The sequence below is a fragment of the Psychrobacter sp. 4Dc genome (assembly GCF_002836715.1).
Classification (GTDB): domain Bacteria; phylum Pseudomonadota; class Gammaproteobacteria; order Pseudomonadales; family Moraxellaceae; genus Psychrobacter.
Genome location: NZ_CM009116.1, coordinates 12,663 through 39,422, shown reverse-complemented (window position 1 = coordinate 39,422; position 26,760 = coordinate 12,663). Strand labels below are relative to the sequence as shown.

22 protein-coding genes and 1 pseudogene are annotated in these 26,760 nt (G+C 43.0%); 10 read left to right on the top strand and 13 right to left on the bottom strand.

Annotation, left to right across the window (positions count from 1 at the left end):
• Positions 1-25 precede the first annotated feature (25 nt).
• From tatA to ccmI (CXF61_RS00160), 8 genes are all read left to right on the top strand, one after another.
• Positions 26-310 (top strand): Sec-independent protein translocase subunit TatA, encoded by a 285-nt coding sequence (gene tatA, locus CXF61_RS00195; RefSeq protein ID WP_011959992.1) that lies wholly within the window; start codon positions 26-28, stop codon positions 308-310.
• Between the two features lie 55 nt (positions 311-365).
• On the top strand, positions 366-752 hold the full coding sequence (gene tatB, locus CXF61_RS00190) for a Sec-independent protein translocase protein TatB (protein ID WP_036599454.1): 387 nt from the start codon (positions 366-368) through the stop codon (positions 750-752).
• Complete coding sequence (tatC, locus tag CXF61_RS00185; protein ID WP_068037325.1) at positions 749-1,618, top strand: twin-arginine translocase subunit TatC; 870 nt, start codon at positions 749-751, stop codon at positions 1,616-1,618. Before tatB ends, tatC begins: the two co-directional genes overlap by 4 nt.
• A gap of 83 nt (positions 1,619-1,701) precedes the next feature.
• The gene (locus CXF61_RS00180) at positions 1,702-2,991 is read left to right on the top strand and encodes an ATP-grasp domain-containing protein (RefSeq protein ID WP_165596716.1); all 1,290 of its coding nucleotides are present in this window, start codon (positions 1,702-1,704) and stop codon (positions 2,989-2,991) included.
• A gap of 244 nt (positions 2,992-3,235) precedes the next feature.
• The gene (locus tag CXF61_RS00175; RefSeq protein ID WP_165596715.1) at positions 3,236-5,290 is read left to right on the top strand and encodes a heme lyase CcmF/NrfE family subunit; all 2,055 of its coding nucleotides are present in this window, start codon (positions 3,236-3,238) and stop codon (positions 5,288-5,290) included.
• Positions 5,283-5,933, top strand: coding sequence for a DsbE family thiol:disulfide interchange protein (locus CXF61_RS00170; protein ID WP_102091629.1), 651 nt, complete (start codon positions 5,283-5,285; stop codon positions 5,931-5,933). Before CXF61_RS00175 ends, CXF61_RS00170 begins: the two co-directional genes overlap by 8 nt.
• Positions 5,930-6,493 (top strand): cytochrome c-type biogenesis protein, encoded by a 564-nt coding sequence (locus CXF61_RS00165; RefSeq protein WP_165596714.1) that lies wholly within the window; start codon positions 5,930-5,932, stop codon positions 6,491-6,493. The genes CXF61_RS00170 and CXF61_RS00165 overlap by 4 nt, the downstream gene beginning before the upstream one ends.
• On the top strand, positions 6,490-7,770 hold the full coding sequence (ccmI, locus tag CXF61_RS00160) for a c-type cytochrome biogenesis protein CcmI (RefSeq protein ID WP_165596713.1): 1,281 nt from the start codon (positions 6,490-6,492) through the stop codon (positions 7,768-7,770). The genes CXF61_RS00165 and ccmI (CXF61_RS00160) overlap by 4 nt, the downstream gene beginning before the upstream one ends.
• A gap of 465 nt (positions 7,771-8,235) precedes the next feature.
• Here ccmI (CXF61_RS00160) and CXF61_RS00155 read toward each other — a convergent pair whose 3' ends face one another.
• From CXF61_RS00155 to CXF61_RS00100, 11 genes and pseudogenes are all read right to left on the bottom strand, one after another.
• A complete protein-coding gene (locus CXF61_RS00155; protein ID WP_227522957.1) occupies positions 8,236-9,000 on the bottom strand; it encodes a sulfite exporter TauE/SafE family protein in 765 nt (254 codons plus the stop codon).
• Positions 9,001-9,259: 259 nt separating this feature from the next.
• Positions 9,260-10,141, bottom strand: a pseudogene (locus CXF61_RS00145) (IS982 family transposase).
• A 454-nt stretch (positions 10,142-10,595) separates the two neighbouring features.
• Entirely contained in the window at positions 10,596-12,176 is a 1,581-nt protein-coding gene (locus CXF61_RS00140) for a Fic family protein (protein ID WP_165596712.1), read from the bottom strand.
• Positions 12,177-12,485: 309 nt separating this feature from the next.
• On the bottom strand, positions 12,486-13,079 hold the full coding sequence (locus tag CXF61_RS00135; RefSeq protein ID WP_165596711.1) for a recombinase family protein: 594 nt from the start codon (positions 13,077-13,079) through the stop codon (positions 12,486-12,488).
• A gap of 558 nt (positions 13,080-13,637) precedes the next feature.
• Positions 13,638-14,000, bottom strand: a complete 363-nt coding sequence (locus tag CXF61_RS00130; RefSeq protein WP_087813587.1) for a DUF3817 domain-containing protein — start codon at positions 13,998-14,000, stop codon at positions 13,638-13,640.
• Positions 14,001-14,245: 245 nt separating this feature from the next.
• A complete protein-coding gene (gene lspA, locus CXF61_RS00125) occupies positions 14,246-14,953 on the bottom strand; it encodes a signal peptidase II (protein ID WP_045448075.1) in 708 nt (235 codons plus the stop codon).
• A 141-nt stretch (positions 14,954-15,094) separates the two neighbouring features.
• Positions 15,095-16,375: a c-type cytochrome biogenesis protein CcmI gene (ccmI, locus tag CXF61_RS00120; protein WP_045448072.1), complete on the bottom strand. Its 1,281-nt coding sequence runs from the start codon at positions 16,373-16,375 to the stop codon at positions 15,095-15,097.
• Positions 16,372-16,854 carry a cytochrome c-type biogenesis protein gene (locus tag CXF61_RS00115; RefSeq protein ID WP_020443538.1) on the bottom strand — a complete coding sequence of 161 codons (483 nt, stop codon included), beginning with the start codon at positions 16,852-16,854 and terminating at the stop codon, positions 16,372-16,374. Before CXF61_RS00115 ends, ccmI (CXF61_RS00120) begins: the two co-directional genes overlap by 4 nt.
• A gap of 83 nt (positions 16,855-16,937) precedes the next feature.
• A complete protein-coding gene (locus CXF61_RS00110) occupies positions 16,938-17,600 on the bottom strand; it encodes a DsbE family thiol:disulfide interchange protein (protein ID WP_082638013.1) in 663 nt (220 codons plus the stop codon).
• The gene (locus tag CXF61_RS00105; RefSeq protein WP_058368779.1) at positions 17,601-19,649 is read right to left on the bottom strand and encodes a heme lyase CcmF/NrfE family subunit; all 2,049 of its coding nucleotides are present in this window, start codon (positions 19,647-19,649) and stop codon (positions 17,601-17,603) included.
• A 121-nt stretch (positions 19,650-19,770) separates the two neighbouring features.
• Entirely contained in the window at positions 19,771-21,987 is a 2,217-nt protein-coding gene (locus CXF61_RS00100) for a heavy metal translocating P-type ATPase (protein ID WP_058368778.1), read from the bottom strand.
• 142 nt (positions 21,988-22,129) lie between these two features.
• Here CXF61_RS00100 and cadR point away from each other — a divergent pair, with 142 nt between their 5' ends.
• Positions 22,130-22,540 (top strand): Cd(II)/Pb(II)-responsive transcriptional regulator, encoded by a 411-nt coding sequence (gene cadR / locus CXF61_RS00095; protein WP_011513679.1) that lies wholly within the window; start codon positions 22,130-22,132, stop codon positions 22,538-22,540.
• A gap of 148 nt (positions 22,541-22,688) precedes the next feature.
• Here the strand turns inward: cadR and CXF61_RS00090 are convergent, their stop codons facing one another.
• Both CXF61_RS00090 and CXF61_RS14225 read right to left on the bottom strand, forming a co-directional pair.
• A complete protein-coding gene (locus CXF61_RS00090; RefSeq protein WP_011513678.1) occupies positions 22,689-23,411 on the bottom strand; it encodes a CHAP domain-containing protein in 723 nt (240 codons plus the stop codon).
• Positions 23,412-24,210: 799 nt separating this feature from the next.
• A complete protein-coding gene (locus CXF61_RS14225; RefSeq protein ID WP_011513677.1) occupies positions 24,211-24,861 on the bottom strand; it encodes a DUF411 domain-containing protein in 651 nt (216 codons plus the stop codon).
• Positions 24,862-25,100: 239 nt separating this feature from the next.
• Between CXF61_RS14225 and lnt the strand changes: the two genes are divergently transcribed.
• A complete protein-coding gene (gene lnt, locus CXF61_RS00080; protein WP_045448063.1) occupies positions 25,101-26,669 on the top strand; it encodes an apolipoprotein N-acyltransferase in 1,569 nt (522 codons plus the stop codon).
• Positions 26,670-26,760 lie beyond the last annotated feature (91 nt).

Genomic DNA, 26,760 nt, shown 5'->3' with positions numbered 1-26,760 from the left:
GATCACAAAATATAAGGATACCGTTATGGGCAGCTTTTCTATTACACATTGGCTGATTTTATTGGTCGTAGTGGTGGTCGTATTTGGTACTGCCAAGCTTAAAAATGCAGGTAAAGATTTAGGCGGTGCGGTGAAAGGTTTTAAAGAAGCGGTCAAAGATGAAGAACCCGAGAATGCTCGCAAAAATCATGTGCTTAGCCATGAAAATAGTACGCCAGCTGCAAGTAATGATTTAAATACGCGTGTAGGTAATCAGGCTGATGATATGGAAATCAGCCCTATTTCCACTGATGACCAGCCTAAAGTATGAAGCGCGCCGCTTATAAATAGCGGCACTAAGTAGTCTATTAATATATGTGACTGTTATGTTTGATATTGGGTTTTCCGAATTACTCTTGTTTGGCGTCATTGCTTTAATCGTATTGGGCCCAGAAAAACTGCCGCAAGCCGCACGTACCGCTGGGCAATGGTATGCCAAACTGCGCCGTACAGTATCCACTCTACAATCTGAAATAGAAGCTGAGCTTGATCTAGCTGAAACACGTCAACAAATGCAAAATGAACTTGCGAAAATCCGTCAGACCGAGTCGGATATGAAGCGCGAATTAGCAGAAATGCGTGGCAGTATGCAAAAGTTTGAGCAGTCACAGAACCAAAGCCTAGACGCTTCACATCAGTCAATCACCCCTTATGATAAAGACCATCAACAGAATACTACCTCCTCGTTCATTAAACAGGAGGCGGATCAGTGAGCCTATTTAAACGGCAAAAAAGTCGACAAGAAAAAATAACAGATATAGAGTTTGAGGCGCCAACAGATACAACACAGAATAGTGAGTCTGGAGATACGTTAGGTACGCTTGGCGATATGCCTATTACCGGACATTTAATCGAGCTGCGTACGCACTTAATAAGAATATGCGTGGTCGTCTTAATTATATTCTTAGTATTGGTGGGATTTTCACGCGAGCTTTATAATCTTTTATCAGACCCATTAGTGGCGCAGTTACCCATCAATTCGACCATGATTGCCACTGATATAACGTCAAACTTTATGGCACCCATTCGCTTAACGATATTCGTCGCCGCATTTTTAGCAATGCCTTATATCCTGTATCAAATTTGGTCATTTGTAGCTTCCGGCTTATATAAAAAAGAGAAGAAAATTGCCATTCCTGTACTGCTATCTTCGATATTTCTATTTTATGCTGGTGTTGCTTTTTCCTACTTTGTCGTACTCAAAGGGGTATTGAAATTTTTTATTATGTTCGCTCCGCAGAACGTTATACCAATGACCGATATTGACAGTTATCTGAGCTTTGCCCTCAAGCTATTTATGGTGTTTGGACTGACTTTTGAGATTCCAGTGGTTACCTTATTGCTGATAATGGCCGGAATCGTTTCTACTCAAAGTTTAGAAGATAAGCGTCGTTATATCATAGTTGGCTGTTTTGGGATCGCCGCGGTAGTGACACCGCCTGATGGTGTATCAATGCTGTTGTTGGCGATTCCTATGTGGCTATTGTTTGAGCTGGGTTTACTCTTAGCAAAGATATTAATTAAAAATGAACGAAATAATGATTTAGTCTCAGGGAATGAAACATTAGAAAGTAGCTAGCACTACTTAAACACGCCAAGTACCTTTTTTACTTTTTACTAGAGTATGTCAGCGTGAGTACTCTACTTAGCGACGGACTCTAAATGGAACACCTAACCAGCAACAACGAGAAAAATGACGGTCTTGCAAATCGACTTAACCAAGAGTGCTACTGCATTACCCTTGATCGTAAAGCGCTTAATACAAGCCTTCAAGATCAATTGGTAGAAACTAGAAACAATCCAATAGGAGCGAACGAGCTTAATAAGCTTTTTTCAGCAACACCCGTGTTCGTTCCCAAAACAGAGATAGAGGCGATGGAGCGAATCGTCAGGGCTATCGAGTCAGCTGCCGAACTGCCATTGTATCAAGAGCAAGTGCTGTCGTGGGCACCAGAAATAGCTGCTTTCGACCCAGGCCCAATAGGGGCCCTCATGGGTTATGACTTTCACTTGGGTAGCGATGGACCTCAGCTCATCGAGGTCAATACTAATGCCGGTGGCGCATTTCTGAATGTGTTGCTCGCTCGCGCACAAAAACGCTGTTGCAACCCCTCAGAGCAAAGCGCTGCAACCAATCAAATGCTAGATAGGTTCGAGGAAGCAGTGTTTGACATGTTCAAACAGGAATGGCAGCGACAGTCCGCTGTTGCTATGCCCAATCGGATAGCTATTGTGGACAATGACCCCGAGAGTCAGTTCATGTTCTTAGAGTTTGAGTTAGCCTGTCAACTGCTCCAAGCTAGAGGTATTGATACTGTGATACTTGATCCCTCTGAACTCGAGTATATCGACGGTACGTTAACAGCCCATGGCCAGAAAATCGATATGATTTACAATCGGCTTGTCGACTTTGCATTTGAGGACCCTGACCATGTATTGCTTAAGCAGGCTTATTTAGAGGGTGCTGTGGTAGTGACACCCAATCCCCGCGTACATGCTATGTTGGCCAATAAGCAAAACCTGACATTGCTATCAGACTCCCAAATATTGCGCTCTTGGGGTCTGGATGAGGCTGCAGTGGAGTGCCTCGAAAGGTCTGTACCGAGGACTAAGATTGTATCAAGAGACGATGCAGCAGAGTTGTGGCTTACTCGGCGGCAACTGTTTTTTAAGCCAGTTGCTGGTCATGGAAGCAAAGGCGTTTATCGCGGTAGCAAACTGACTCGACGCGTCTTCGAAAACATTCTGGATGAAGATTATATCGCACAGACCTTTGTCCCTGTAGGAGAGAGATCACTCAAAATTGATGACATCGTAACAACAAGAAAGGTAGATATACGTCTTTATACGTATGGCGGAAAAATGTTACTACCTGCTGCGCGTGTGTATCAAGGTCAGGTGACTAACTTCCGTACGCCAGGCGGTGGATTCGCGCCTGTCTTTCAGGTGTGATCGTCTAGGTCTTATTTAGATGGCATTAGGCTGTTATAAGTCCGGTTAACTAATTCAATATTCTTCTTACCTAACAAAAGATGGTTGTATATTTATGATTGTCTATTACTTTCGGCACGCTTTTCAAAACACTTCGAAAACAATTGGAGCTAGAGATAGCAGTAAATTTCAATAGTTTCCAATAATAAAAATCCAACCGTTACAGTGAGCTTAAATCATATTAGAGTAAACAGGGTTAGACCGTATGTTAATCACAGAATTGGGTTATTTTGCCTTGCTAGCCGCCTTAATCTTGGCGATTTTCCAGGTAGTGTTACCAACTATTGGCGTTATGCGTGACCATGTTGCTTGGCAGCGTTTGGCGCCGAGTCTTGCATGGGCGCAGTTTGCTGCCATGATTACCTCGTTTGGCGCGTTGATGGCAGGCTTCTATTATAATGATTTTAGCCTTGTGTACGTATCGCAGCATTCTAATACCTTGCTGCCTTGGTATTATAAGTTATCAGCAACGTGGGGCGGACACGAAGGCTCGCTACTGCTATGGATGACGATCATGGCCACGTGGTGCGCGCTGGTCTCCTATTTTAGCCGTGGCTTACCGTTGTCGATGCGCGCGCGGGTACTCGTGATATTGGCCGGTGTGCAGGTCATGATGCTAGCGATGCTGATTTTTACCTCGTCGCCATTTGATCGTACCTTGCCCAATCTGCCAGTCGATGGCGCTGACTTAAACCCTCTTCTACAAGATTTTGGTTTGATTTTTCATCCGCCGATGCTGTATATGGGTTATGTGGGCTTAGCGGTGCCATTTGCTTTTTGTATGGCGGCATTGTGGGAAGGGCGTTTGGATGCAGTATGGACACGTTGGTCGCGTCCATGGGCGCTAGCGGCTTGGGGGTTTTTGACCGTTGGTATCGCACTTGGCTCTTGGTGGGCGTATTACGAGCTTGGCTGGGGCGGCTGGTGGTTTTGGGATCCTGTAGAAAACGCCTCACTGATGCCTTGGCTTGCCGGTTTAGCCTTGCTGCATTCGTTGGCAGTGACTGAGAAGCGCGGTGTCTTTAAAGCATGGACCATTATGCTGGCTATCTTTGCTTTTGCCTTAAGTCTCTTGGGTACTTTCCTTGTACGTTCAGGGGTTATTACCTCAGTGCATTCGTTTGCCGCTGACCCCACTCGTGGTCTGGTAATTTTAGTGATTCTTGGCATCATCGTCGGTGGTGGTTTGCTGATGTTTGCGCTGCGTGGCTGGCGTTTGACGATTGAAAGTCAGTATCAACTGGTTTCGCGTGAGTCATTTTTAGTCATTAACAACGTCATCATTTTGATTGCAACGTTAGTGGTATTGCTTGGTACCCTCTATCCTATCATTGCCGACGCCTTTAGCTTGGGTCAGGTATCGGTAGGTCCTCCGTACTTTAATGCGCTATTTGTGCCTTTAACATGGCTATTGCTGGTTGCCATGGGTATGGGCTCCAATATCCGCTGGAAACAAGATAAGCGTCCATTGTTAGGCGTTGGAATGGTCATTGCGGCGAGCAGTCTAGTATTAGCTGCAGTCATCACTTACTTTGTCAGTCCATCTGCCATGCTTAATATTGGTGTAACACTAGCAGTAAGTTTTTGGGTACTGTTCTGGATGGTGGTTGATTTCAAAGACAAAACCAAAAATGCACCAAGCTTTTTGCAAGGCTTAAATAAGCTGCGTTTAAGCTACTGGGGTCAGCAAACGGCACATATTGGTGTGATTGTAGCGGTCATCGGTGTTGCCTTTACCAGTACCTTGAGTATCGAGCGCGATGTGGCATTGAGTGTTGGCGAAACGGTCCATGTCCAAGGTTACGACTTCACCGTTAAAGGCTTCCGCGAAGTCAAAGGCAGTAACTATGATGCGACCCAAGCTGAGGTCGAAGTGAGTAAAGATAGCCGTGCTGTGACTACGTTATACCCTGAAAAACGCAATTACATTATTAGCATGATGCCAATGACCGAAGCAGCGATTGATGACAGTCTGATGCGTGATGTGTACGTCGCACTTGGTGAACCTATAGCTGAAGGCAGTAATAAATGGGCCGTACGTATTTATGTGAAGCCATTGATTCGTTGGATATGGCTCGGCGCTATTATTATGGCATTGGGTGGTCTGCTGAGTATGCTTGATAGGCGCTATCGTCTCAAAACATCCAAGACCCCTGCACAAATTGCAGCGAGTAAGTCAGGCTTTACGACGGTTACTGATTTAGATGTTAAAAGCACTACTAATAACACGACACTAATAGGGGAGAAGCAAAATGACTAAGTCTAATCATTTTTCCGAGCAACCCCCTGAAACAAAAGGTAATCGAACAATGAAAAAAAGCCAAATTAGAATATGGTTTTTGATCCCGCTGATCATCTTTGCTGCTGTTATGGTTATGCTTTATTTTCGTTTGGGGCAGCCGACTGAAATCGTAACCAATACCGCGCTTGAACGCCCAGTACCAGCGTTTGAGCTGCCATTGTTGTCCGATACCAGTCGGATCATGACCAATGACAACTTACCTGATGAGCCCTTTTTGATGAATATTTGGGGCTCTTGGTGTCCAACTTGCGTTATTGAGCATCCTTTTTTAATGCAATTAGAAGAGCGCGGAGTCAATTTGGTTGGTGTTAATTACAAAGATGACATCGGTGATGCGCTAGGATATTTAAATCGTGGCGGCGACCCATTCTCCATGTCTATTCAGGATTTGTCCGGCCAGTTTGCCTTGGACTTAGGGTTGACGGGTGCGCCTGAGACTTTCACTGTCGATGGTGAAGGCGTTATTCGCCAGCACATTGTTGGTGAGATTAACGAGAGTAACTGGCAAGATCGTATTGAGCCTTGCTTAACGGTACTCAATGATGCCAATGATAATAACGTCAGTCCAGATGCGATTCAGGTTGAAGAGGTGTGCAAATGATAGCCCGTTCAATAAAGGCCGTTACGATAAAAGTAGCGAGCTTAATACTTGCCTGTCTCCTAAGTGTGACCAGCTATGCGGCGATTGACGTCTATGATTTTGATTCTGTCCAACAAGAAGCACAATACCGAGGATTGATCGAAGAGCTACGTTGCCCGAAATGCCAAAACCAAAACTTGGCAGGTTCTGATGCGCCGATTGCCCAAGACTTAAAGCAAAAAGTCTATGATTTGATTAAAGACAGACGTAGTGATGGTGAGATTCGTGCTTATATGCAAGAGCGCTACGGCGATTTTATCAGCTACAAGCCGCCTGTACGTCCATCGACATGGATTTTATGGTTTTTTCCGCCATTGCTACTGATCGTATTATTGATAGGGTGGTTTTGGCAAAGCCGTCGCCGCCAGCTGGTAGCGAGCGGTCAGAGTAGAGTGACGGTAGATAATACCGCCTCGGAGCTGACTGCCGCCGAAAAAGCCGAACTTGATCGTCTGCTATCGCGTGCCAATAGCACCGATAATGACGCTCATGACACCACAAGCCCCGAGGACAAAAAATGACCATATTCTCTACTTTTGGCTTATTTATTGCCCTAAGCTTACTGATTGCCTTACTCCTTGCTGTTATTACCATCATGCCATGGCTGCGCGCCACGCGTACATCAGGCACTTCTGTGGACAACCAGCTACTAGATATCAACGTGGCGGTGTTTCGCGAGCGTCTGGCAGAGCTAAAAACAGACAAAGACAGTGGCACCATCGATGATGCTCACTACCAAAACCAAAAGCTTGAGCTTGAGCGTCAGCTATTGGATGCTCAGCGTGAAGTAACACCTATGGTCGCACCTGGTATCAAGAGCCGTTTGATTATCATGGTATGGGTGCCAGTACTTGCAGGATTGGCTTACTTTTTGGTTGGTGACCGTACACCGGTGTTTGACTTGTGGACAGCAGAAGATAAAGTTGCCCAAGTAGCCGATGATTTATTAACCGGTAAGATTGACCAGCCACCAGCTTGGGCGATTGAAGATGGTACGCAATTAATCAGCGCGATGCAGACCAACGTTTATCGTCATGCCGATGATCCTGATCGCTGGATGCGTTTGTCAGAGCTGTTTTTATCGCTTGAAGCTACCGACTCAGCGATTGAAGCTTTGTCACGCGCTTACCGTCTGTCACCAGACAATGAAGAGATTGCGACCACTTATGCGCAGATTAGCTTTTTTGCCAATAAAGGTCAGCTTGATGCCAGTAGCCGCCGTGTATTACAAGATGTCCTTGCCAAAAATCCACAGCATGAAGGTGCGCAGATGCTAATGGCAATGGGTGAGGCACGTGGTAGTAACTTTGCAGAAGCGCAAGGTTGGATTAAGCGTTTACGTGAGAGCATCGCTGCCAAACCAGGTGACCATAGTAAAGCGCTAGCGAGCCTTGATGAGCTAAGTGCTAATGTCATCGCGCAAGAGCAGCAAGCCGCGCAAGGTATCGAAGTTACCGTCTCTATTGATGCGAGTCTATTACCATTGGTTAAAGCCAATGATGTGTTGTTTGTAGCGATACGTGATGTGAAAGGGGGCCCTCCGTTTGCCGCCAAACGTTTACCTATTAGTATCATCAAGCAAGGTAAAGCCAGTATCCGTTTAAGCGATCTTGATGCGATGATGCCAGAACGCACGTTACAATCTGCCCGTAGCGACAAAACTCAGTTAGCAGTCGTTGCTCGTGTTAGCCATAGTGGGACTGCGTCCGCAGAGTCGGGTGATCTATCAGGTAACCCAGTAGTGATTAGCGCTGAACAGACTCAAGTTAATATTGAAATCAATCAACAGATCCCTTAACAAATGATTATTACAGTAAGTTTCATAATACTAGAACCGTATGTAGGACAGCTTTTGAAAGTGGTGCTATCAATAGCTGTATAACCTATTAGTAAAGAAGTAAAAAACGGCTATGGTGTTTTGCTAGTGAAATAATTGGACGGATGACTATAGAAAGTCTTGATTAAACATAACAGACAGCTCATTTTCAGCTTCCCGCAGAAGAGGTATATGGCTTAATAACTCTACTAAAGACTTTTTAACAGTGGGACCATGAGTAAATACGGTGGCAAAGGTTTGCTTGCTGCTCACTATTTAGAATTAGTACCGCACAGGCAACCATGCCTCGAATGAATTCTTAGTTATCTATCCCTATCTGAGTATCCCGCGTTTCAGCTATGGTCCGCGTAGCTTGTTTTTACATCAGTATTGTTAGCTCTAGCAGTGATAATGAATATATTCACTGTCAGATAACTTTGGTTTAATTTAAAACAGAATCATGACGTTTTGGACAATCATCACTACGCCACTAATGACCATTAATAGGATCAGCATCACTCTAAACTGCTTGATATTCATACCTGCTAAAAAGCGCTTACCAATGATGTTGCCAACCACAGCACCAAGCCCTAAAGCAAAGCCATAAATCCAAAGATTGGCAGTCAATACGCCAAAAAAAGTATAACTACCAATCTGAGCCAATCCTACAAAGAATGAATTAGCTGTTTTAGTAGCGATTAAATCTTCTTTTTGTAATCCCGTATTCATATAGAAAGGATTGAGCACAGGACCCAAACCGCCGACGAGTGTGCTAATGAACGCCGTAATAAAACCTAAAGGCACAAACCCCAGTTTAGGCATATTAAAAGATTTTTCTACTTTGCCAAAACGATACTGCAAGACGGTAGATATCAAAAATGCACCCACTAATAACTGAATCCAGCTCCCATCAAGACGGCTAAATAATAATGCAGCTAACCACGCACCAACGATAGCGCTTGGCGCATAATACTTTATTAGCGACCAGTCGATATGATGCCAAAATAAATAAAGACGTGAAGGGCGACTAATGAAATTACCTAAATTAATCACGGGTGGCGCAGCCGAGATCCCTATCAGCGCAGAGGTGACAGGTATAAGTAAAAGTGCACCGCCACCTCCTGATATGGTGGAAATCACAAAAGCAATCATACCCGCCAAAAACAGCCCTGCAAGATGCCAATTAGGAATTGCTTGTAAAATATCGAGCACGGTTAAGCTCCAACATTAACAGAAGGGAACGAGATTGTTTTAGAGCTATATCCTATCTAAAGTCACCATAAAACGTTACCTGAAGAGCAAGATGCCAAGCGTGCCAAAAATGAGCTCATACAGTTTGCTACTGATCATGGTCATAAACTTGCTGCGTTCTACGTAGAGAATGGGTCAGGGGCAAAGCTAGTACATCCAAAGCTGATAGCTATCATAACCCTAGTTCGGGATAAGCCACATTGTAACTCATTGATACTATTTACAATGTGGCTACCTGTCCCTGCTGAGGCATGTTTTTGATGGTGGGTTTATAGGGAAACCAGCAATAAGCAATCAACCCTGACAGCAAGTTTGTGATAAACCCCGTGACACTACGATGGCGTGAGTGTTCGATTTGGCACAAGTTTTTAAGCTCTCCAAACACCGTTTCAACCAAAGAGCGATGATTGAGTAGTGCCTCATCCATAGGCTCAAGTAATTGGGGTTTCATATTACGCCGAAGTTTGGTGATCAACATGGTATCACTGTGTTTTGTGAGCCACTCGTTTAGTGCTTTACTGATATAGCCTCTATCCCCAAACACCTTGCCAAACACAGACGTTGCCATATCCTTAACAGGCACTCTGTCATCGATATTACCCGCAGTGACTTTAACAGATAAAAGCTCGCCCTTATGATTGATAATGGCGTGCAGCTTAAAGCCGTAAAACTAGCCCATACTACCTTTATCTCTTTGCGCCATACTCTCAAAGACTTTATGACGGTAGATACGCTTGTTATGACAAACTGCTATCTTGGTTGAATCAATATAGCTGATACCCGTACAGTCGCCCATCATGCTTTGCAAGTAGGCACATAATGGCATGATACTGCGTGGTATCAGCTCTATAAACCGTGAATAACTGGGCAAGTTTGGAAACTCCCGCTTCATCATGCCAAGCATGTGATGGTAGTAAAAAGACTTAAACTGTCGATACCGCAGTTGATGAAACAGTACCAAGATGGTCATAATCTCTGCTACACTTATCTTGCATGCTCTTAGCCGTTGACGGCCCGTTGCGATTAAATGAGCGTCAAACTCAGGTTTGAATTGCTAATAAAAGTCGTCAATATGGCAGTATAGTTCGGTTAGGTTGTCCATGTAAGAAGTCCTTGTTGTGAAGTTTGTCTTGGTAAACTTACTTTAGCAACTTTGGACTTCTTTTTTTATCTTTTTTTTGAGCGCTTATCCCGAACTGGGGTTATCATAACTAAAGAAGCGAAGTAATACTCAAATACTCAAATACTCAAATACTCAAATACTCAAATACTCAAATACTCAAATACTCAAATACTCAAATACTCAAATACTCAAAATCATTTTGACTATCTGTATCAAGGCTTGTCAAATTACAATGGTCTGTTATCAGCAGTTCCTTTTATACAGTCTGTTTTAAGTAGTTTATTAGCGTAAATAGGGTCAAGAAAAATATTGATTACGTTTTAGGCTATGGTATTTCAGCCGAATCTCTTATAGCCGAATCATCATCGCAACGATGATATTTATACCAGCTTAATCGTCAAGGTAGACATCCCTGCATATAGCAGGGTCTGTTCTACCTATTCAATTCATCTGTCTCATCTTTAAAGGTCTCTACAACGACAGCAAAAATGTCATCCCAAACCTCATCATTTGTTAAAAACGGATAATCCTTAAGTAGCTTATTACTTTTAGCACCTTTATTTTGTAGCATGCTGCGAATGATTCTATCGGCATAGCTGTTGGGCATCTCAATAATCTCTTTCATCGCCAGTCGTGCATGGTCATGCTTTCTTAGGTACTGTGACTCGTTATGCATCTCTTTTTCAATAACATGAGCAATGAGTCCTGATAAGTACTGAACGTGAGGCGTTAGATCCATAAAGCGCCATGCAGGTTGAATGAGGTGAGTGTTTTCAAAATTTAAGTTTGAGCGAATACCATCAGGGTAAGTAACTGCCTTTTTATCAAAGCTGTAATGATCACGGATTTGCTTCATAAGCGGCACAGAGACACGGTCTAAAATTTTGTCATAGGCATGACGGTCTGAGGGATGCTCAGCAATGGCTTGTGATATAGGTAGGATAATCGGCTCATGAATGACCTGGTCTCGCCTGAGGACGTCATTAATTAAGAAGCGATGTACACGGCCATTGCCATCCGCCAGCGGATGAATATATACAAAAGCAAAGGAGGCAACCGCACTACGCATCAGTGCTGATTGTCCCTCAGTCTTTTCCATAAATGCCTGTAACCCTTTGAGCTTGTTAGCAATGTCATCAGCAGGTGGCGCAATATAGTGCACAATCTCTTTAAAGCCATTGACCTGAGTATGCGACACAAAAACTGGTGATTGACGGACACCATACTGCTGGATAACTGTTTTGCTACCGAGTATCTCTTGTTGCAACTCTGCTAGTGATTCAGGGTCAAGCGGAATGTCGCCGGTGCCGGTACGTCGTGCCATCACATCGGCAAAACGTTCAATACGTTTTAACTCTTTTCCCTCACCTTCTATAGTAAAGCTGGCTTTACTCTCTCGTAGTGTCATCCATACGGAGGCGCGCATCAGTAAGTCTTGCCCAAATTCATCGTTAAGTTTGTCAACCATCATGGCAATATCGAGTGCAGCTGCTTGCGTAAAGGCCTCTGTTTTCACCAGTATCGGACAGAAATGACGCGTTCCTGCTAGATTGTCATTGATACGCCAGCGAGCGTTCTTGATGACCTGCGAAGGACTTGAAGTAACCAATTTCTTGGTATCCAAAGCATCCACATAGTTACCGCCTATATTACTCGGTACCTCTAAACGCTTATCCATAAGCCATTCATATAAGAAAGCCATTCTACGGGCATAGCTACCTGTCGGCTCAGCGTTTACCCATGCTTGTACGTCATCAGCACCTACCTGCTCAAATAGACGAACCAGTAACTCTAAATTCAGCACTTCATGACGCATGTGAAACTGTAAGTGCGCAATGATAGTGTCCAGTGGACGCGCGGTTTCCTGATAAGCGTTATGAATGACGTCACCGTCTTTATAGGTTTGTCTGCGCCCACCGATACTGCTGCTGACATATAAAGGGGAAACCAGCTCGATGCTGGCATAACGGATAAGCCATGCTGCGCCAATAGGGTCTGAGGTAGGGGTATTCATTATGAGTGGCTCAAGCGATTATAGATAAGCCATTTTGCAGAAAAGCGATTATGAATGCAATATAATGATTATAATGAAGCCTCATTGCATTAAATCGATTTTTATATGACGCTGTGATGTCTTTAGATAAAGATCGAAGGGCGTTTTAAGTGGGCATAATTGAACGAAATTGAATGATGAAAATACACCGTTCTTAACACAGCTACGTAGTAATAGAGTACCTATTTCTGCAAATAAAGCCTTCTTGCCTCGCGTGTAAAGCCTTATATATCAGCTGTTTATGAACAAAAATAAAATAAAATACCTCAGCTATGAGCCTGGCTTTAACACCCGGTAAACAGTAGCTACGCCAACACCAACTGCCTTAGCGATTTCCTCTTTTGTCATATTGCCTTGACTGTCTAATTCTCTAATACGATTGTGTTTCGTTGTATTAGGCTTCTTACCGGAGGGCTTATAGCCACTGTTAGCCAATCCCTGCTTGATACGCTCTCTACGCTTGTCGTTATCAAGCTTTGCCATCGTTGCTAATAAGTCGATCAGCATATGGTTAATCACTGTTAGGATCTCACCTGTCATGCCATTATTAACTGTATGCGTCGTTGGTAGATCAGCCACCACTAATCGTAAGCCCTTGTCTTTGATGCGCTGCTTTAGAATTGCAAAATCATCTTGAGATAGCCGGCTTAATCTATCCACGCTTTCAACCAGCAGAATATCGTCTTCCTCAGCGTCATTGAGTAACAGAGTGAGTGCTGGTCTATCAAGCTTCGTACCACTGAAATGCTCAACGTACTCAACATGGTTATCATCATAGCTTTGGCTAAAGCGAATCAAGTCAGACAAGGCTCTCTTAGCGTCTTGATCCTTAGTGCTGGCTCTCACATAAATACGAATGGTCATAACGCCACCTATATTATTTAGACTTAATAATCAATGTTTATTGATAATAATAAGATGTTACTATCATTTAATATTAATAACAAGTCTAATGATAGATATATTATCGTTTAGAGGTTTTATTTTTTAGGTATAGGCTAATGATAGGAAAAAAGCACAGCAGCCAGTCTTATAATTCAAAAGTCTGTTATAGATGGTTCCATGCTAACAGTCTGCTTTAAGTAGTCTGTTAATAGGTTTGAAAGGTAAAATAACTGGTTTCCTTGGGGTATACCCTACGATAACAGGAAATCCATCGCGGATGACAAAACCTGTTTAGCTTTTAAACAAGACGGGTTTGTCGATAGTATGTAAGATAAGTTGGAAAAGTAACTAGAGTGTAAGACTATTCATACTGGGTCTGAATCAAAGTTTTATTGTGATTAATTTCTGCTCAATATTATTCATTTGTCGCCATGATGAGTGATGGCGGCTTGTAATTTAGTTAGGAAAAATAATCTTGAGTAATAATATACGTTTGTATCATTTGTATCATTTGTATCATTTGTAGCAGAGCTTGTTCTAGGCTTCTTTACTTACACTTTTCTGTAAGTTATTTTTTAGTAAATGATCGAATATAAATGGGCCAAAAGGTAAGAGTGAGCCGAGTACGCCCGCAGGTATTGCCCAAAGAGGCATTTTCATTTTGATAGCTGAGCCTATAAGTATTATGATATAGGTAATAAACAAAATACCGTGTGCCATACCGATGTATTTCACACCTTCTGGAATATCCAGCATATATTTTAGTGGCATGGCGATGAAGAGCAATAATAAGAAAGAGGTGCCTTCTAGGTAGCCTATAAGGGTAAGACTTTTTAACGCGGTCTCTTGTTTTTTTCTAAGGCTGTGAATTTTTTCAATAGTTGGCTGAGCCTGTGACACTATATTTTCCTTTTGTTATTATCAATAAAGAATTTATGGATTATTCAATGTCTCTATAATAATGGCTCTACGCAGAGCTTTTAAGTATTGGGTTTTAAGACCTAAAATGAGTGAGTACCTATACCAGTCATACATTACCTTCCAGTTCACATTTTATAAACATACTCAAGTATAAAAAGTATTTTTCCGTATAGAGTGACTACGACGCTAGTTCATTTTGTTTGTGATAATCGGCATCAATGTGCTTATTTATTACGCTTACTTTCTAAAAATATCATGTCAATTATAATCAATGCGACACCGACACAGACACCTATATCTGCAACATTGAAAATAGGATAATTCCAGACATCAGCATAATGCACATGGATAAAGTCAACCACTTTACCAATTCTTAAACGATCGATTAAGTTGCCAATCGCACCACCGAGCATTAAGGCTAACCCCATGGACAATAGCTTGGCTGCACGTGGCGCTTTGATTAAATAAACCGTTAAAAAGATAGCCATTACAAAAGCTAAGCCTGAGAAAAACCATTTCTGCCAACCGCCAGCGTCGGCTAAAAAGCTAAATGCTGCCCCATAGTTATAAGCGAGTGTCCAGTTGAGAAATGGTTCAATGACCGGTACGGGGTCATTGAACGCTAATTTGGTTTGGGCCAACCACTTAGTCCATTGATCAAGTATTAATACCATTATCGCCAACAAATACCAGATAAAAGCGCGACTGCCATTGGCAACCATTTTTGGCATTTTATTCAACTTACCTTTAGGTGTTATCGAGTTGCCTGAGGTTACGTACATAGCTTTAGGCGTATGATTCATGGTTTTAGAGTCAATTGATTGATGAGTACTACTCACAGCTATAGGTACTTTATTGTCAGCAATATTAGTACTAGCCGATTCAACGCTATTCAATTTAGTACTATCTAATCTGTCGGTAGATTCAGTCATAGTTGTTTTCTTTATCTGTGTTTATACAATGAACAATGTTAAACGTATATGTTTTTAGTATACGACTATTAATAGCGCCACTTTTAAAAACGGCTCCACTTACCGCTCTGGTATTATGAAACTTACGGTAATAATTTTTTATTAGGGAATCTGTTGATTGATTTCAATATTAACCTGAGTCTGTTCAGCACTAATCACTATCGGATTACCCGATAAGTCGCCTGACTCTGCTATGGCATTACCGCTATGACTAATACGAGCAACGACTGCTAACTGAGTTTTGTCACTACGAGCTGAATTTAACGTGCGATCTGGCATCATCGCATCAAGATTGCTTAAGCGGATACTGGCCTCACCTTGCTCAATAACACTAATGGGTAAACGTTTGGCGGCAAACGGTGGACCTCCTTTAACGTCACGTATCGCAACAAACAACACATCATCAGCTTTCACTAACGGTAATAAATTAGCGTTAATTTTCACTGTCACGTCAATACCTTCTAGCGCTTGCTTTTCTTGCGTGCTAACGTAGTTGCTTAACTCATCTAAGCTTGCTAAAGCTTTAGTATGATCACCTGGTTTGGCCACAATGCTGCCTTGTAAGCGTTTAATCCAACCTTGCGCTTGGGCAAAGTTACTACTACGAGTCTCACCCATTGCCATGAGCATTTGAGCCCGTTCATGCTGCGGATTCTTAGCTAATATAGCTTGTAATACACGGCGAATATTGGCGTCTAACTGACCTTCATTAACGAAAAAGCTAGTCTGAGCATAAGTGGTGGCGATTTCTTCATTTTCAGGAGCTAAACGATAGGCACGAGATAAGGCTTCCAGCGCAGAATCAGTTGCCTCCATAGATAAGAAAAGCTCGGATAGGCGCATCCAGCGATTAGGATCATCAGCATTACGATGAACATTGGTTTGCATGGCGCTAATCAGTTGACGACCATCTTCAAACGCCCATGATGGCGGCTTGTCAATTTTAGCTGTCAATAGGTCGTCAGCCACTTGTCCTACTTTGTCCTCAGCTGTCCACAAATCAAACACGGGCGTACGATTGCCTATTAGTAAATACGCCATTGCAGCCAATATTGGGATCCAAGCTGCGACAATTAAACGGCTTTTGACATCAGGGGTGACCATAGGTGTTATCTGACGCTGCGCATCTAATAGCTGACGCTCAAGCTCCAGCTTTTGATTTTGATAATGGCTATTATTAATAGTACCGCTGTCTTTATCTGTTTGTAGCTCAGCTAAACGTTCGCGAAATACTGCAACATTAATATCTAGCAGTTGATTGTCTATTGGTTTGGACTGCAAACGCGGTGCTCGTAGCCATGGCATAATAGCAATCAGCGCAAATATAAGAGCAATCAGCAAGCTTAGAGTTACAAATAAGCCAAAAGTAGAAAATAGAGTCATTTTTTGTCCTCTAGGCTAGTAATGTCGTGGTCGACACTCTCAGCTTGCGATAATAGACGATCAAGCTCAGCCTTTTCCGTAGAGGTCAAGGCAGCAGTACTGTTCACTGTGACGCCGCTTTGACCACGGGCAACAACTTGGCGACGCTTACTTTGCCAAAACCAACCAATAATTAAGACGAGCAATAATAGTGGTGGAAAAAACCATAGGATCCATGTTGATGGTCGCATAGGCGGCTTGTAGCTAATAAAGTCACCGTAGCGCTCTTGCATATAGACGCGTATTTCAGCATCACTACGTCTATCTTTAATTAAATCATAGACTTTTTGCTTTAGATCCTGTGCAATCGGTGCATCAGAGGCTGCAAGGTTTTGATTTTGGCATTTTGGGCAGCGAAACTCTTCTATTAATCCACGATACTGAGCTTCTTGCTGTGGTGAGTCAAAATCGTATACGTCAATAGCTGCGTTTGCCGTCATGTTAAGCAGACACGCTAGTATTAAGCTTGCTAGTTTTAAAACTATATTGGGTTTTAGTTGAGGAGCTCTTATTCGAATAACGTTCATTTGCACATCTCCTCAACCTGAATGAGATCAGGACTATCGTTGTTCTTATTAGCCTCATTAAGTACGGTCAGGCACGGCTTAACACGCTGTTGCCAATTGGCTTCATTAACCTCACCAACAATATGCTGACGAATGATGCCATCTCCATCCACAACAAAGGTTTCGGGCGCACCAGTTATGCCTAAGTCTAGAGCAAACTGACCCAATGAATCCTGAATAGACATAGAAAATGGATCACCGCCTCGGTTTAAGTAACTGAGCGCATTACCAATCTCATCCTTATAATTCACACCAACGATATCAACGCCGCGCTCTTCTAGTTGCATTAAAAACGGATGCTCAATAACGCAAGTTGGGCACCATGAGCCCCAAACATTAAGTAAAAACGGCTTATCCGGCAAATTATCATTGGTGATAGTACGGGTAGTATCTGCTAATAACGGCAGCTCAAAGGTAGGAACCGGACGCTCAAGAGCGGTATTGGTCACAATGTCTGTTGGTTTACCTAAGCGCATGTACAATATAACTACCAAACCAAAAAAGAGGATAAGCGGAATTAAGAACCATAGCTTCGTCTGCTTTTTTTTCATTGTCTTTGGGTTACGCTGCTTACTGTTTTGGCTATCTTTTTGCTCAGGAGTATTATTCGACATAGTCATTTATTTCTCCTTTAGTGTCGACATCGTCGATGCTGAGATTGCCTGTTCAATAGCTACCTCATTGACTCCATCAGTAGCCAGATCACCAGTAACTAGCAATGGAGCTTTAACTTTTTTGATGCGGTATCGTTTATCAAGCATGCTAATTAATCCACCTAGAGCCATGATAATTGCCCCTAACCAAATCCAGCGAATTAATGGTTTTACATAAATCCTTAATGCCCATTGGTTACTACCATCGGCAATAGGTTCGCCCAGTGCGACATAAACATCGCGCATAAGATTGGGGTCAATAGCGGCCTCAGTTGTTGGCATAGTGCTGATAATATACGTACGTTTTTCAGGATATAGCGTTGCCACTTCTTGGCCATTCTTAGTCACTACAACCTCAGCTTGCGTTGCATCAAAGTTACTCCCCTTTATTTCAAAAAATTCAGTTACTTCAAAATCGTAACCTTGAACATTGACTGTATCGCCAATACCCATTGCTACGTCACGCTCAATACTCAAGCTACTAGTAAAGGCTATGCCAATGACAGCAACCAATACGCCAATATGAGCAGTCTGTTGACCCCAATAGCTCAGACGCAACTGCCGCAAACCGTTAAAAAGATTAGGCGCATTCTTAGTTTTATCTTTAAAATCAACTGCCATCCATAGCAGTACCCAAAAGCTAACGGCTAAAGTCACACCAATATTAAGCATAGACGATGGATTAACAAAGTAAGTAATAATGGCGGCTAATACTAAGCTACTAACGGCGATGACCATGCCTATACCCAGTAGTGGACGGGTGTCTTTTTTCCAGCGAATATTTGAGCCCATACCCATAGCTATTAATAACAGCCACGTTAAAGGTACAAATAATGCATTAAAATAAGGAGGGCCGACGGACACTTGTCCTAAACCAAAGGCATCAGCGATAATAGGATAGAGGGTGCCGAGCAACACCACTAAGGTTGCAATCAAAATGATGGCGTTGTTGATCACTAAAAAGGACTCACGTGAAATCAGCTGATATTGACTTTCAACGGTTAAACGCCAACCGCGAACGGCAAACATCAATAGACCACTACCGATGATAATGCCAAGAATAGCTAAGATAACCAAACCACGCGTCGGATCAGCGGCAAACGAATGCACTGAGGTAAGGACTCCAGAGCGTACCAGGAACGTGCCAAGCAAGCTTAAGGCAAAGGCGAAAATAGCCAGCATGATGGTCCATGCTTTAAACACCCCGCGCTTTTCAGTGACTGCTAATGAATGCAGCAATGCTAAGCCGACAAGCCAAGGCATAAACGAGGCGTTCTCTACCGGATCCCAAAACCACCAACCGCCCCAGCCAAGCTCGTAGTAGGCCCACCACGAGCCCAGTGCAATACCAATGGTCAAAAATCCCCAAGCCGCCAGCGCCCATGGACGTGACCAGCGTGTCCAAGCAGCATCTAAACGCCCTTCCCACAATGCCGCCATACAAAATGCAAAAGGCACTACCATACCCACATAGCCCATATATAACATGGGCGGATGAATAATCAGACCGAAATCTTGTAGGACAGGATTTAAATCAGCGCCATCGACCGCTAGATTGGGTAAGGTACGCTCAAACGGTGACGAGGTAAATATCAGCATTGTTAGCATCATTAACTGTACACCGGCCAAAATAACTAATACCCGCGCACGCATTGATAACGGCAAGCCGCGACTAAAGTATGATACCAGTGCACACCATGTGGCCATGATGGTCATCCATAGCAGCAAAGAGCCCTCGTGTCCGCCCCATGTCGCCGATAACTTATAGTACCAAGGCAACAGCGTATTGGAATGCTGCGCGACGTAACTGAGGCTAAAATCATTATAATAAAAACCTGCTATCAAAGCGCCAAATGACGTTATCATGGCGGCAAACTGTGCCCAAGCTAAGCTAGGGGCTAGTCGTTGCCAAGCAACTTGGTTACGAATAACACCAATAGTTGGCAGAATTACCTGCAATAACGCCAATACAAAAGCGGTAAGCAAGGCAAAATAGCCCAATTCTGTAATCAACATACGGTCTAACCTTATTTACTCTAATGCGGTTGCAGTTTACTGTAGCGGTGGAATTTTTATTATTAGAACCCACCCCCGAAATCTGCTGCTATCTCTAGTTTTTAATTGATTTCGAAGGGTTTTATTTAACTACTTTAGGCGGAGTTACCAGTGGAGGCGCGCCTTTAAAGCGCAGTAAACGTAACGCATTGAGAGTAACGAGCACTGTTGCTCCAGCATCAGCTAGAACCGCAATCCATAGTCCAGTAATGCCGAATACGGTCGTGATCAGAAAGACGCCTTTGAGACCTAAAGCGAAAATGACGTTCTGATGAATGTTGCGCATGGTGGCACGCGAAAGTGCAATCAGATGGGCCATGTCTGTAACACGACTTTTTAATAATGCGATATCGGCCGTCTCAATGGCCACATCGGTACCACCACCCATCGCGATGCCAACATCAGCGGTTGCTAGTGCTGGCGCATCGTTAATACCATCACCCACCATCGCTATTTTTCTGTTATTCTTCATCTCGTTAAGCAAGCGCAGTTTGTCCTCAGGCAACAGCTCAGCTTCCCATTCCACGTCTAAATTACTGGCAAGTGCTTGAGCGGTTAAGCGGTTGTCGCCTGTTAGCATGACGGAGCGCACACCCATCGCTTTAAGTTGAGCCACACCTTCATGAGCGTCGTCTCGTAACTCGTCTCTTAGTGCGACCAATCCAAGCACTTCTCGACTTTGCTCATCGAAAAGAACTGAGACGGTCTTGCCCTCATTTTGCAGCGCCTCGATTTGTGCCTGTTGCTCGGCTGAAATTGATGCCTCATCTGCGGCATAAACAGGCGAACCGATAGCTAGCGCGCGCCCAGCGATAGTTGCGTGTACCGCTTTACCCGCAGTAGCAGAAGCTTTAGAAGCCACAGGTATGACAACTTTGGCGGCTTTGGCATGACTGACAATAGCTTCAGCAAGCGGGTGACTAGAACCTGTCTCCACACTGGCAAAGAGCGCCAATACCTTATCTTTACCTTGAGAACCCTGATCCTGAGAATCCTGACCTTGAACACTTGAATACTCTTGTGTAATGTCAACAACATCGGTCACGCGTGGTTTGCCTTCAGTTAAAGTGCCTGTCTTGTCAAAAGCGACTGTCTTCACTTGGCCGATGGTTTCTAAAGCACTACCGCCCTTGATCAGCAAGCCGCGGCGCGCACCGACCGCTAGACCAGAGGCGATAGCAGCTGGTGTTGAGAGCACAAGAGCACAAGGACAAGCGATCAATAATAAGGCTAGACCTCGATATAACCAAGTTGACCAATCTCCGCCCATGGTTAACGGTGGGACGATGATAATTAGGGCGGCAATAGCCATCACAGCCGGTGTATAGTAACGACTGAATTTCTCAATAAAACGGGCAGTGGGTGCTTTGGAAGCTTGCGCTTGCTCTACCAAATCAATAATGCGCGAAATAGTGTTATCGGCGGCTGTCTTTTCTACGCGCACTTGGAGCACACCATCGATGTTAATTGACCCTGCAAATACATTGTCACCCATCGTCTTGGCAACAGGAACAGACTCTCCCGTCACGGGCGAATCATCAAGGCTGGACGCACCTTGAACAATGGAACCATCAGCAGATACCCTATCTCCAGGACGCACCAGCACAAGGTCATTCACTTGTAGTGAAGTCGCTGGAACGTTACGCTGCCCACCTTGAGCATCAAGTAAAATCGCACTTTTCGGAACCAGCGATGATAAGGCTCTGATGCCAGCGCGAGCGCGATCAGCAGCGATACTCTCAAACAGTTCACCGATTGAGAACAAAAAGACAACCGCTGCGGCCTCTTCAGCTTCACCAATGATAAGTGCGCCAAGCACGGCGACGGACATCAGCGTTTCAATTGAAAAGAATGAACCTGTTTTAGCCAGTGCTAAGGCTTTGCGTGCAAATGGAAAAACGCCTACAATCACAGCGATGGCAAACACCCATATCCCATAAGCGGGGAACAGTAGTGACAGTGCATAAGCGCTGCCCATCAAAATACCGAGACCAACAACCTGTTTGCCTTTTTGAGTTTGCCACCACCGCTTATCCTGCGGAGCCATCTGATTGTCGCTGTCAATATCAATAGCCGATACAGTTTGTTGACCAGTATTGGCAGATATACCGAACCCTAGGCTTTTGATGGTTTTTTCAATATCACTAGCCTGAGTCGGCGCATCAGGGGCCAAGCTTAGCTCTAGCGTTTCTGTAGCAAAATTTAGCTCAACATCAGAAACCCCAGGCATACGTTTCAAAGCTGTTTCAATCTTGCCGATGCAACTGGCACAGTCCATACCTTCAATATGATATTTCATAATAATTTACCCTTTGAATAATGGTATTATGAACCCTCTAGTGGCTTTAGAGTCAAGGTTGTCTATCTACAGTTTTGTAAATTCAATTTCTCTAGCGCCAGTCTTTACAGCCACTTTAATTATTTAAATCATAGAGGTTATTATGACAATCAAAATTGGTGAGCTCGCTAAACGCACAGGTGCCACAGTGGAAACCATTCGCTATTACGAAAAGGAGCACTTATTACCTGAGCCTTCTCGCAGCGCAGGGAATTATCGTTTATATAATGAAGAGCACATTGAGCGTCTACAATTTATCCTACACTGCCGTACGCTTGACATGGCTCTAGACGAAGTACGAATCTTACTTGAGTTTTGGGAGGAACCTGATAAAGACTGTGGTGATGTGAGCTCCTTACTAGATAAGCAAATTTATGCTGTAGAAATACGAATGGAAGAACTGATGCACTTAAAGCAGCACTTGACTGTTTTGCGCCAGAAATGTGCAAGTAGTGCACCAGCGGTATCATGTGGGATATTAAAGGCTCTTGCCGATAATTCTTGTCATGAGTAATGATATTAGTAGTGTTCATTTCTGACTGATCAAATCATGAAAGGTTAAATACACCCTGATGTTAAGCACAAAAAAACCCAGCAATGATATTAAGATCACTACTGGGGTTGGAGGAAATAATAACTATGTTGTGCTGACTTATCAGGTCTTATTTATCATTCATAGCAAGGTAGATATTTCGATCTGATGCGGATGCGTCATCCACGTATTTTGAATCACGCCATGTGGTATAAGCATAGACACCACTGTATGGGCTGATGCTGTTCTGACGGAAATCAGAAATCCAGTTTTCGCCATCAAAGATTTGGATATGGCCATGTGGACGCTTTGATGAGCGATCATAGACAATAACATCACCTACTTGGGTTGGCATATCATTACTGATTTTGCTAAAACCTGCTTTATCAAGCGTGCCACGAGTGGCGTACTGATAGGCTGAAGGATTGGGGGTGAACTCATAACCTGCTGATTGTAGTGCTTTACGTACGTAACGGGCACAGTATCCAGAGCTACCAGATAGAGCCACTCGTGAAGCACGAGCAGCAGCGATAGCGGGGGCTGAATTGCTATCAGGAACTGTATTGACTTGCTGCTGTTGTTTTTCAGCGTATAAGCGGCTGTTTAATGATGAAAGCCGACTCTCTTTTTGCTTAGCCTGCGCACTTAGGTTGCTAATAGCTTGACTGATTTCGTCATTACTAGAAACATAAGCACCACTGCTAGTGCTATAGATGTTTTTTGATGAACCGTAGTTTGATGCCACAGAAGTATTGGTGATGGTATTATTTGTTTGAGAGATTGTGATAGCAGCACCACTCGTTTGTGCTATGCCCATACCCAGTACTGACAAAATCAATAAAGCCTGTTTCATAAATCTAATACCTACGGTTAATTCAAAATGGTCTGTTATCAACAACAGCGCAGTCAATTAAATTTCAACAACTCAAGTATATATACGTCATAGTGACTGATACTTCTGCTGCATATTATTCATATAAAAAATGATTATTGGCGATCACAGCACATCATTGAAGTCTTACGAAGCTGTTGCAAATCAAGCTGCTGGCCAAAACACAAAGCCGACTTTAGCATAGGCTGTTTAGCCTGTCATCACCCTTAAAAACCCCAAAAATACTTTTTTGATGTTGAAAAAATTGCTAATATTCCACATTTTACAATGTAAGTTTGTGTAACATATACAGAATATAGCTGACTAAATTGACAACAATTTCTACTGTTTTATAAGCAAAAAAACGTCTGAGGGTTAAATCTAAATTATAGATTTAACCCTCAGACGTTTTTTTATTGGATGAAGTAATTACCCTATATAGGGTCTAACTAATTATTAAGATAATATAATAATTTATAATATTAATATAGATGTTAATTCCCTACTGGCTTATGTAATATTACGTAATTGTTTCGATACATCCTGTATATTCTTGTATTAACCCTTAATTATTTATCTATTTTAAGGGTTAATAACCGATAAATCCGCTTACATTGTCATCAAAAGTTACAAATTCAAAGTTATTTTTGCTTTTAAAGTCGCAATAGCTAATGATTTTTTTGATGAAGAATCATTTTATAAGCAATAGAACAGTCTTATACCTGCCTCATTTACTTTTAACGCTAACACTATAATCAAAGTATTCTTAACTGCTAACACACTATAATTGCTGCTCTACCGATTCAATATCAGCATAAACTTGGGTCGTCCCGTCTTTATTGAGCTGCATAACCTGATAGGGCATGAATTTATTTTGATACTCCATACCTGGGCTACCAACAGGCATGCCAGGTACGGCAAGACCCATAGCTTGTACTGGCGGATTTTCTAAGAACTGCGCCATATACTTAGCAGGTACATGACCTTCAAAGACGTAATCATCAGTAGTGACTACAGTATGGCAAGAACGCATCTCAGTTGGAACGCTGTAGCGCTCTTTAAATACGGCTAAGTCCGCAACATCTTGCGCGGTTGCACTTAGACCATTATCTTCTGCATGACTTATCCATTCTTTACAGCAGCCGCAATTGGCATCTTTATAGACCGTAGCTGAGACGTTTTTTAGTAGGTCTGGTTTACTTACTGACCTTGTCATCATGTGAGCACTTTTAGCGTTTGGTTCATCTTCCTTTAAAGTGATAGCTGTTGCATTTTCGGTTGTTACTGATGTTGTGTTTGCATCAGATACGCCACTACTCGGTTGGCTACAAGCAAATAGTGATGAGGCGGCAAGTAACACCAGCGTACCACGCAACCCCTTAGACAGATGACGATTGAATATAAGACTGGATTTTATTTTTAAGGGGGTCATAGTGCTCTCTCATGTACTGTAGATATTGTGAGCTATAGAAGGTCAAGTAACACTTCATATCGTTTGGTAATGTAGCATAATAACCCATCAAACGGGGTACGTAAATTTATACATTGAGCAGTGCGGACTGGTATCATAAGCAGTTTTTATTTTGAAATGCTGCCTGTAGTATTAACGGGTCTATCTGAGTTTTGGATTTTGATTAAAAATTCAAGGCTCATAATTTTGGATAATTTGCGATGCACCTGTCTACTATTAGTCTACAAAAGCGTTTGAGTACTCACTTAAATCAATTACCGCTATGGCTTACGCTAGTAGCAGCATGGCTTGCAGGGGCTATTTTTTTATTTGCATTATCGCCTTATGGGTTCTGGCCGCTAGCAATAGTGTCACCAGCGATTTTATATGCGCTGTTGGTGCCAAATATGAGTGGTCGTCGCGCTTTTATTATCGGTGAAGCTTACGGTATGGGGCTATGGTGCGTCGGCGGCTTTTGGCTCTATACAGCTATCCATGATTATAGCGATACTCCAACGTGGCTCGCATTGATTATGATTGGATTGATGGGTCTCGGTATGGGACTGTTTCATGGATTTTTAGCACTAGCCTTTAACCGTATGGTAGGCAAACAACCCTTTTCATTTGCTGCTCTTTGGGTGCTACAAGAATGGTTAAAAACTTGGTTATTCACAGGCTTTCCGTGGCTGTTTGTTGGTTATGCGTTTACTGAAGAGTATTGGTTATCGTCCTTAGCACCCGTTGCTGGTGTTTTTGCCGTCTCTTTTGTTGCCATACTATTGGCTGCAAGTTTAGTAGAGCTACTGCTTCGGCGCAGTAGTTATGCCGTCGTTTCTGTACTGTTATTGGCCATTAGCACATCATTATGGCTGGTCAATCCGCAATGGACAAAACCTAAGGGCACACCTGATCTGTCAGTGTCATTGATTCAAGGTAATATTTCACAAGATATAAAGTGGCTGACTCAATATCAAGTAGAAACGCTAAAGATTTATGCGAAGTTAACGCGCACTGAGTGGGGACGTGATGTTGTGGTGTGGCCTGAATCATCTATTCCGATGTTTCAGGATGAGGCTGCGGGCTTTATTAGTGAAATGATAGAAATGGCTAATGCGACCAATACGACATGGATAACTGGTATCCCTTATAAGGATAAAGCGGCATTCAATGCCAGTACGGATAAGTATCCCCCATTTTACAATAGCGTGATTGCTCGAGGTGTAGAAGCGGAAGGCCTATACAAGAAGCAGCGTCTGGTGCCTTTTGGAGAGTATATTCCATTTGAAGGCGTGCTCGATATTTTCCCAAGTTTGGCCGGTAGTCAGGATATTAAGAGCTATAGTCGCGGTAGTGATCAGCAGTCACCGCTACAGGTGCGTGGACACAATATAGGGACGGCTATCTGTTATGAGGTAGCTTATCCAGATACCACGCGTAAAAATGCCATCGATACTGACTTTTTGTTGACGGTCTCTAACGATGCCTGGTTTGGCACTTCAGCAGGACCATTGCAACATTTGCAAATGGTACAAATGCGCGCGCTTGAGAACGGGCGCTGGTTTATTCGAGCGACCAATACTGGTGTTACCGCTATCATTAACCATAAAGGTCGTATTGTAGAACGCGCACCGCAGTTTGAGCGTACTGTACTACGTGGTGAGATACAGGCACGGGTTGGTAACACTCCCTTTATGCTTATGGGAAATTATCCTATCTTGATAATAATAACTCTGTTATTACTACTAAGCTATTTTGGCAAAGGTCTAACCACACTTAGAGGACGAGGGTAATAGTAAACTTAATTATAATAATTTAATCAGCGTAAGTTTTTTATTTTTTCTAGGTAACGTCCTAACGCACGTAAATATAAAAGTTTTAAAC